At 53.8% G+C, this 6208-nt stretch carries 6 protein-coding genes and 1 pseudogene; all 7 read left to right on the top strand.

Annotated elements, in window-relative coordinates; translation table 11 throughout:
* The first annotated feature begins 604 nt into the window (after positions 1-604).
* Positions 605-1402 carry a crotonase/enoyl-CoA hydratase family protein gene (locus tag LJE94_16230; GenBank protein MCG6911652.1) on the top strand — a complete coding sequence of 266 codons (798 nt, stop codon included), beginning with the start codon at positions 605-607 and terminating at the stop codon, positions 1400-1402.
* A gap of 60 nt (positions 1403-1462) precedes the next feature.
* Positions 1463-2221: a 3-hydroxyacyl-CoA dehydrogenase gene (locus LJE94_16225; protein ID MCG6911651.1), complete on the top strand. Its 759-nt coding sequence runs from the start codon at positions 1463-1465 to the stop codon at positions 2219-2221.
* Between the two features lie 54 nt (positions 2222-2275).
* The gene (locus LJE94_16220; GenBank protein ID MCG6911650.1) at positions 2276-2524 is read left to right on the top strand and encodes a zinc ribbon domain-containing protein; all 249 of its coding nucleotides are present in this window, start codon (positions 2276-2278) and stop codon (positions 2522-2524) included.
* Positions 2525-2595: 71 nt separating this feature from the next.
* Positions 2596-2997 carry a hypothetical protein gene (locus tag LJE94_16215; GenBank protein ID MCG6911649.1) on the top strand — a complete coding sequence of 134 codons (402 nt, stop codon included), beginning with the start codon at positions 2596-2598 and terminating at the stop codon, positions 2995-2997.
* A 276-nt stretch (positions 2998-3273) separates the two neighbouring features.
* Positions 3274-4725 (top strand): 4-hydroxybutyryl-CoA dehydratase, encoded by a 1452-nt coding sequence (locus LJE94_16210; protein ID MCG6911648.1) that lies wholly within the window; start codon positions 3274-3276, stop codon positions 4723-4725.
* Between the two features lie 224 nt (positions 4726-4949).
* Positions 4950-5141: pseudogene (locus LJE94_16205) on the top strand (acyl-CoA dehydrogenase family protein).
* 3 nt (positions 5142-5144) lie between these two features.
* Positions 5145-6208 (top strand): phosphotransferase family protein (locus LJE94_16200; GenBank protein MCG6911647.1); only part of this gene is annotated, 1064 nt, incomplete at its 3' end.

Raw genomic sequence — 6208 nt, 5'->3', positions numbered from 1 at the left:
GATGACATATGAAATCTACAAGCGGCTTCAATGCAAGGTGGAAGCCGAAAGGCAGATTGCGGCGCCTTTAAACGGGCTGGTGCATCATATCGGGGGGATCCTTATGATGGGTGCGGCATAGTTGCCATTCTGGCCAACCGCTGATATATGACCAAATACGAAAACGGTATACGGTGTACGGTGCACGGTATACGGCGAGCCCCGTGTGTCAGGTGTTAAGCGATACCGTGTTACGTCGTGAAATGTGAGACGTGAAACGTAAAACGTATGGCGCAAGGCCCAAGGCAAAAGGCGCAAGGCAATTCCAAAGCATCATGCGTTAAGCGGTCTGCACCTTGGACCCTGCGCCCTGAGGCTTATTCCGTGAACCGTGAGACATTTGACCTATAGGGCCTTTCCCCTCGGCCCCTTGAGCCCTTGGATCCTCGGATCCTTTGTTTTTGGTGTTGGCCCTTTTGAAATTGTTCAGAATTTAGATATCTGATATTGGAATTTCCGGTTTATCCGGGTTGGGTAAATAAAGGGGATGGATATGGAACCGAACGTTTTGAATGAAACCTCAACCTCAATTGAGGTGCTTGACTAATAGAGGAGCTTTGCTGAAATGGAAAGTAAAGTAGATGTTGAACGGCAGGCACATGTACTTCTCATGGGGCTCAATCGACCCCGGAAATTGAATGCCTTCGATGTCGACATGTTCATCGAGCTGGCAGAAGCCCTGGGCGAGCTCAACCGCGATCCCGATCTGCGCTGCGGGCTCATCTATGCCAATGGCAAGCACTTCACCAGCGGCCTCGACCTTGCCCAGTGGTCGCCTTTGCTGGACAAGGGGGAATTCCCGCCGCCGCTTCCCAAGGGCGCCTGTGATCCCTATGGCCTGTTCGGCAACCCTGAAACAGACCGCGTTCAGAAACCGACGGTAATCGCGGTGCAGGGTATCTGCTTCACCATCGGGGTCGAGCTGTTGCTGGCCATGGACATCCGGGTGGCCGCCGAGAACACGCGTTTTGCCATGCTCGAAATCAAACGCGGCATCTACCCGGTGGGCGGTGTGACGATTCGCATGCACCAGGAAATCGGCTGGGGCAACACGATGCGGTATATCCTGACCGGTGAAGAAATGGATGCTGCAGAAGCACACCGGCTCGGGCTTGTCCAGGAGGTGACGGCGGTAGGCGCCCAGTTCGACAGGGCCCTCGAGATCGCGGAAATCGTGGCCAAACAGGCGCCTCTGGGCGTCCAGGCCTCCCTGCTGTCGGCAAGGCGCGTCCAAACCCACGGGGAGCGGGCCGCCGTGGACAAGCTGGTGCCGGATCTCAGGGAGATCATGAAAAGTGACGATGCGGCCGAAGGGGTAAGGTCTTTCATCGAAAGAAGGGACGCTGTTTTCAAGGGGCGTTAAATTATCTTCCCGAGTTCAATTCAGGATTTTGTTATTTATCAACTAAAAAGGAGAAAGATGATGATCGTAAAAGATAAAGTGGCGATTGTGACAGGGGGCGCATCCGGGTTGGGTGAGGCGTGTGTGCGTAACTTCGCTAAAGATGGTGCGAAGGTGGCGATTTTCGATATTCAGGATGAAAAGGCCGTAAAGCTGGTGGAGGAACTGGGGGCGAACGTCATCTTCGCACATGTGGATGTAACCAGCGAGGCAAGCGTCGTTGCAGGGATCGAAAAAACCGTGGATTCATTCGGTGCAATCCATATCGCGGTCAACTGTGCGGGTACGGGCGCGCCGACCAAGGTGCTGGGCAAGAAAGGGCCCCATCCCCTGGATGCGTTCAGTCGGGTTGTGCAGCTCAATCTTATCGGCACGTTTAATGTCATCCGGCTGGCGGTGGAACAGATGGTGAAGAACACGGAGGACGAGAAGGGGGTCATTATCAATACAGCCTCGGTCGCCGCCTTTGACGGCCAGATCGGCCAGGCATCCTACAGTGCGTCGAAAGCGGCCGTGTGCGGTATGACCCTGCCCATTGCCAGGGAATGCGCGGCATACGGCATCCGGGTGATGACCATCGCTCCGGGTATTTTTGAAACGCCTCTGCTTATGGGGCTTCCCGATAAGGTCCTAGATTCTCTCGGGAAAATGGTTCCTTACCCGAACCGTTTGGGTCAGCCGGAGGAATTCGCACTGCTGTCGCGCCAGATCGTCGAAAACCAGTATCTCAACGGTGAAGTGATTCGTCTGGACGGTGCAATTCGAATGGCGGCAAAATAGAGAAGTAAGGAAGGAGTGTGCAGGGATATGATTGATCAAGATGCGGTCAGTCAAATGATTTTTTATCCGGGCGCCTTGGAAAAGCGTGGGGAGGAATGGATTCAAGTGGGGAATAGATGCCGGGATTGCGGGAAAACCTCCTATCCGGCGATGGAACTTTGCACATTCTGTTCATCCGACAGGGTCGAGAAGGCGCCTCTCAGTAAAGTCGGTACGGTATTTTCGTACACGGTGACGCGGCTATCGTTTTATGTTCTGCCGATTATTCCAAGAAACATAACCAGAAGGGTCGCGCACCGGTAAAAGTTGCCGGTTCCGTTATTTCAGTCGGTGGCCCCCAAGACGCTTCCTTCAACCCCCTGGCATTGCCGGCGATGATTGCAGGCGTCAAAGAAGCCTGCGAAGCGGCCGGCGTGGATGCCGAGAAGGATATTGACGTGGTCGAAATGCACGATGCCTTTTCCGCAGAAGAGTTGGCGGCTTATGAAACCCTTGGCGTGTGCAAGCCGGGCGAAGGCATTTCGAAGGCCCGCTCGGGTCATTTTGAAATGACCGGCCGTTGTCCGGTCAACCCCAGCGGCGGTCTGCTTTCACTGGGTCATCCGTTAGGCGCATCCGGTGTGCGTGTCGTCGGTGATGTGGCCAAACAGCTCTGGGGTGAGTTTGGTGCCAATCAAGTCAATGGCGCCAAAGTCGGCATGGCGCAAATGCTGGGCGGCGTGTTGACAAATATCCAATCGCCCTGTGTTGCCGGCATCCAGATGTTGATAAAATAAGTATCAGCATCAAAGGGAATTTAAATAGTTTCGGTTGAGAATCCATTGAATCAAGGGAGAGATTGTCAACATATCAATCCGAAAAGACCGGTTGGAAAATTTAATTTCCGTGATCGAACACTCCCCGCAGCAAGCGTAAGGGGAATCTTCACCGTAAGGAATTCTATCGATTATGATTCGCTCGCTTACCCTGCAGCAAGCTGCAGGGAATGCGCTCGCTATCTCGGTTCAAATTTTCGAATCCTTACGATTCAATGACACAGGGGGAAATTCGTCATGACACTGAAAACAAAAGAGGAATATTTTGAAAGCATCCGGGCACTGCATCTGCCGGTATATTTGCTTGGGGAAAAAGTCGAGGACACTGTCGACAACCCCATTATCAGGCCCACCCTTAATTCTGTCGGCATGACCTACGAAATCGCTCAACAGTCCGCACATGAAGACTTGGCCACAGCGACGTCTCATCTGTCCGGCAAAAAAATCAATCGATTCACCCATGTTCACCAGCGCATCGAGGATCTGTTGAAAAAACCCCGGCTTTTACGCTTGATGGGAAGAAAGACCGGAACCTGTTTTCAGCGTTGTGCCGGTTGGGATGCCATGAATACCCTGAATGCCATAACGTATGAGATGGACGCCGAATTAAATACCGAATACCATCAGCGCTTCCTCAATTTTTTAACCATTGTGCAGGAAGAGGACCTTGTCTGTGACGCCGCTCTGACAGACCCCAAGGGGAACCGGTCGCTTGCCCCCGGCAAACAGGCCGACCCGGATCTTTACCTTCGCATGGTAAAAAAGGATGCCAAGGGAATCGTGGTGCGGGGATGCAAGGCTCATCAGACCGGTGCCGTAAACTCGCATTGGGTTGCGGTTACGCCGACGTCGGCCATGCGGGAGCAGGACAAGGACTATGCCGTCACCTTCGTCACGCCGACCAACACAAAAGGCATCTCCTACGTTTACGGGAGGCAGTCCTGCGACACGAGAAAGCTGGAAAAGGGCGAGATCGATGTGGGCAACGCGCAATTCGGCGGCCAGGAGGCCTACATGATATTCGACGATGTGTTCATCCCCTGGGAGCAGGTTCTGATGAGCGGCGAGTATCCGTTCTCAGGCAGGCTCGTCGAAATCTTCGCCAACTATCACCGGGCCAGCTACGGGGGATGCAAGACCGGCATGGGTGACGTGCTGACAGGCGCGGCGGCCTTGATAGCCGAGTACAACGGCACTGAAAAAGCGTCGCATATCAAGGACAAGCTGCAGGAGATGGTACACCTCAATGAAACCTGTTATGCCTGCGCGATTGCAGCCGCATCGGAGGGCAGCAAGCACGCATCCGGCGGGTGCTTGGTCAACGGACTGCTGGCAAATGTCGCCAAGTTGAATATAACCCGGAATCCTGCCGAAATTTGCCGCCTGGCACAGGACATCGCCGGGGCGGTCGTGGGCACGACCCCTTCGGAGAAGGATCTGGACATTCCGGTAATCGGCGAACTGCTGCGGAAGTATCTCAAGGGGGTCGACCACATTTCGGCCGAGGACCGGATGCGCTGCATTCGTCTCATCGAGAATATCACCATGGGGACCGGTGCCGTCGCCTACTTCACCGAATCCATTCACGGAGCCGGTTCCCCCCAGGCCCAAAAGGTGATGATTCAGCGCTACGCTAATTTCGACATGAAAAAGAAGGACGCCAAAAAAATAGCTGGAATTAAGAAGTAACGATTTTTTAACCCAACCCGGTTTTCCGTTACTAAACCCCCAAAAGCCATCAAGTGATATGTAGTGAAAAAAGATAAAACCAATCACGAAAGCGGGAAAGCACGAAAATTTTCATGGTTTCTTTCGTGTTGTTGGCCTTATTGGTATGACATCGATAATGAGAGGGTTTTATGAACCGAGATAGCGAGCGCATTCCCTGCAGCTTGCTGCGGGGAATCTTCAATTACGAGCACATCTATCGACATCACCGGCGCTATCGCATTACCGAGGGAGCGGAAGAGATACAGATGCGGCGGGTTGCCGGTTATATGTTCGGCTTCATGAAGCAACAAAAACCCAAGGGGGGTTCTCAGCCGGGTGAACAACGGCCAAACCTCAACCCCAGTGTTGCAACGATGGGGGTAAGTATGGGGTAACCTATGTCGGAAAAAGAAAACGATCGCAGCGATTTCGAAAACAAGCTTCAGGCTGTTTTGGAAAAGCGCTTCGAAGGCTTCGAGAAACTTCTCTTGTGCAGGCGCCTGTCGGCAGGCGCGAGCCAGGAAACATACCGTATCGTTATTTCGACGCATACGGGTAAACGGCAACTGGCCATGCGGCGCTCGATTAAAGGGGTTGGGTCGCTCCTGATCCTGGGTGCTGCGGGACTGGCCACTGAAGCAAAGCTGTTCCTTCGTGCAAAGGAAGCCGGCGTCCCGGAGCCCGAGGTGTTTTATGTCACGGCACCGGAGGATGGTGTCGGCGATGCGTTTATTATGGAATGGCTCGAGGGCGAAACGCTCGGATCGCGGATCGTTCGCTCCGAATCCTTAAAAAATATCCGGCCGAAACTGGCGTATCAGTGCGGCCAGATACTTGCGCGGATTCACGCCCTCGATCTCGAGGAAACCGGTCTTGGCAAACGGCTGGTGAGGATAAACCCTGAAGATGCAATCGATATGGGGTGGAACCGTTACAAAAGCTTTAAAACCGCGCAGCCGACAATCGACTACACCGCAAGATGGCTGAAGGAACATCTGCCTGAATCCAGCCGCACGACCCTGGTCCATGGTGACTTTCGCAACGGGAACCTGATCGTTTCACCACTGGGAGTCATCGCCGTTCTGGACTGGGAGGCCGCCCACGTTGGGGATCCCATGCGGGATCTCGGCTGGCTCTGCACCAACTCGTGGCGTTTCGGACTGAGCGACCTGCCGGTCGGCGGCTTTGGCGATTACAACGATCTGTTTCGGGGGTACGAAGACGAGTCCGGGCTGACCATCGACCCGGATCACGTGAAATTCTGGGAAGTGTTCGGGTCCTTCTTGTGGGCGGGAGGGTGCCTGGGTATGGCTGAAATTTTTAGAAGTGGTGTCGACAACAGTGTCGAGAGACCCGCCATTGGCAGGCGAACGTCGGAATGTCAGGTCGATTGTGTAAACCTTTTAATTCCAGGCCCCGTGAAGTTGGTCAGGAAAAAAAACAGGGATGAAATTTCTTCCGA

This window comes from Deltaproteobacteria bacterium (assembly GCA_022340465.1).
Taxonomy (GTDB): domain Bacteria; phylum Desulfobacterota; class Desulfobacteria; order Desulfobacterales; family B30-G6; genus JAJDNW01.
Note: the sequence above shows the minus strand (reverse complement) of the source record. Positions and strands in the feature narration are given on the sequence as shown.

What these genes read in the sequence shown, in the direction of transcription:
- LJE94_16230 (MCG6911652.1), top strand. Translation starts at nt 605, where the DNA reads ATGGAAAGTAAAGTAGATGTTGAACGGCAGGCACATGTACTTCTCATG.
- LJE94_16225 (MCG6911651.1), top strand. Translation starts at nt 1,463, where the DNA reads ATGATCGTAAAAGATAAAGTGGCGATTGTGACAGGGGGCGCATCCGGG.
- LJE94_16220 (MCG6911650.1), top strand. Translation starts at nt 2,276, where the DNA reads ATGATTTTTTATCCGGGCGCCTTGGAAAAGCGTGGGGAGGAATGGATT.
- LJE94_16215 (MCG6911649.1), top strand. Translation starts at nt 2,596, where the DNA reads ATGATTGCAGGCGTCAAAGAAGCCTGCGAAGCGGCCGGCGTGGATGCC.
- LJE94_16210 (MCG6911648.1), top strand. Translation starts at nt 3,274, where the DNA reads ATGACACTGAAAACAAAAGAGGAATATTTTGAAAGCATCCGGGCACTG.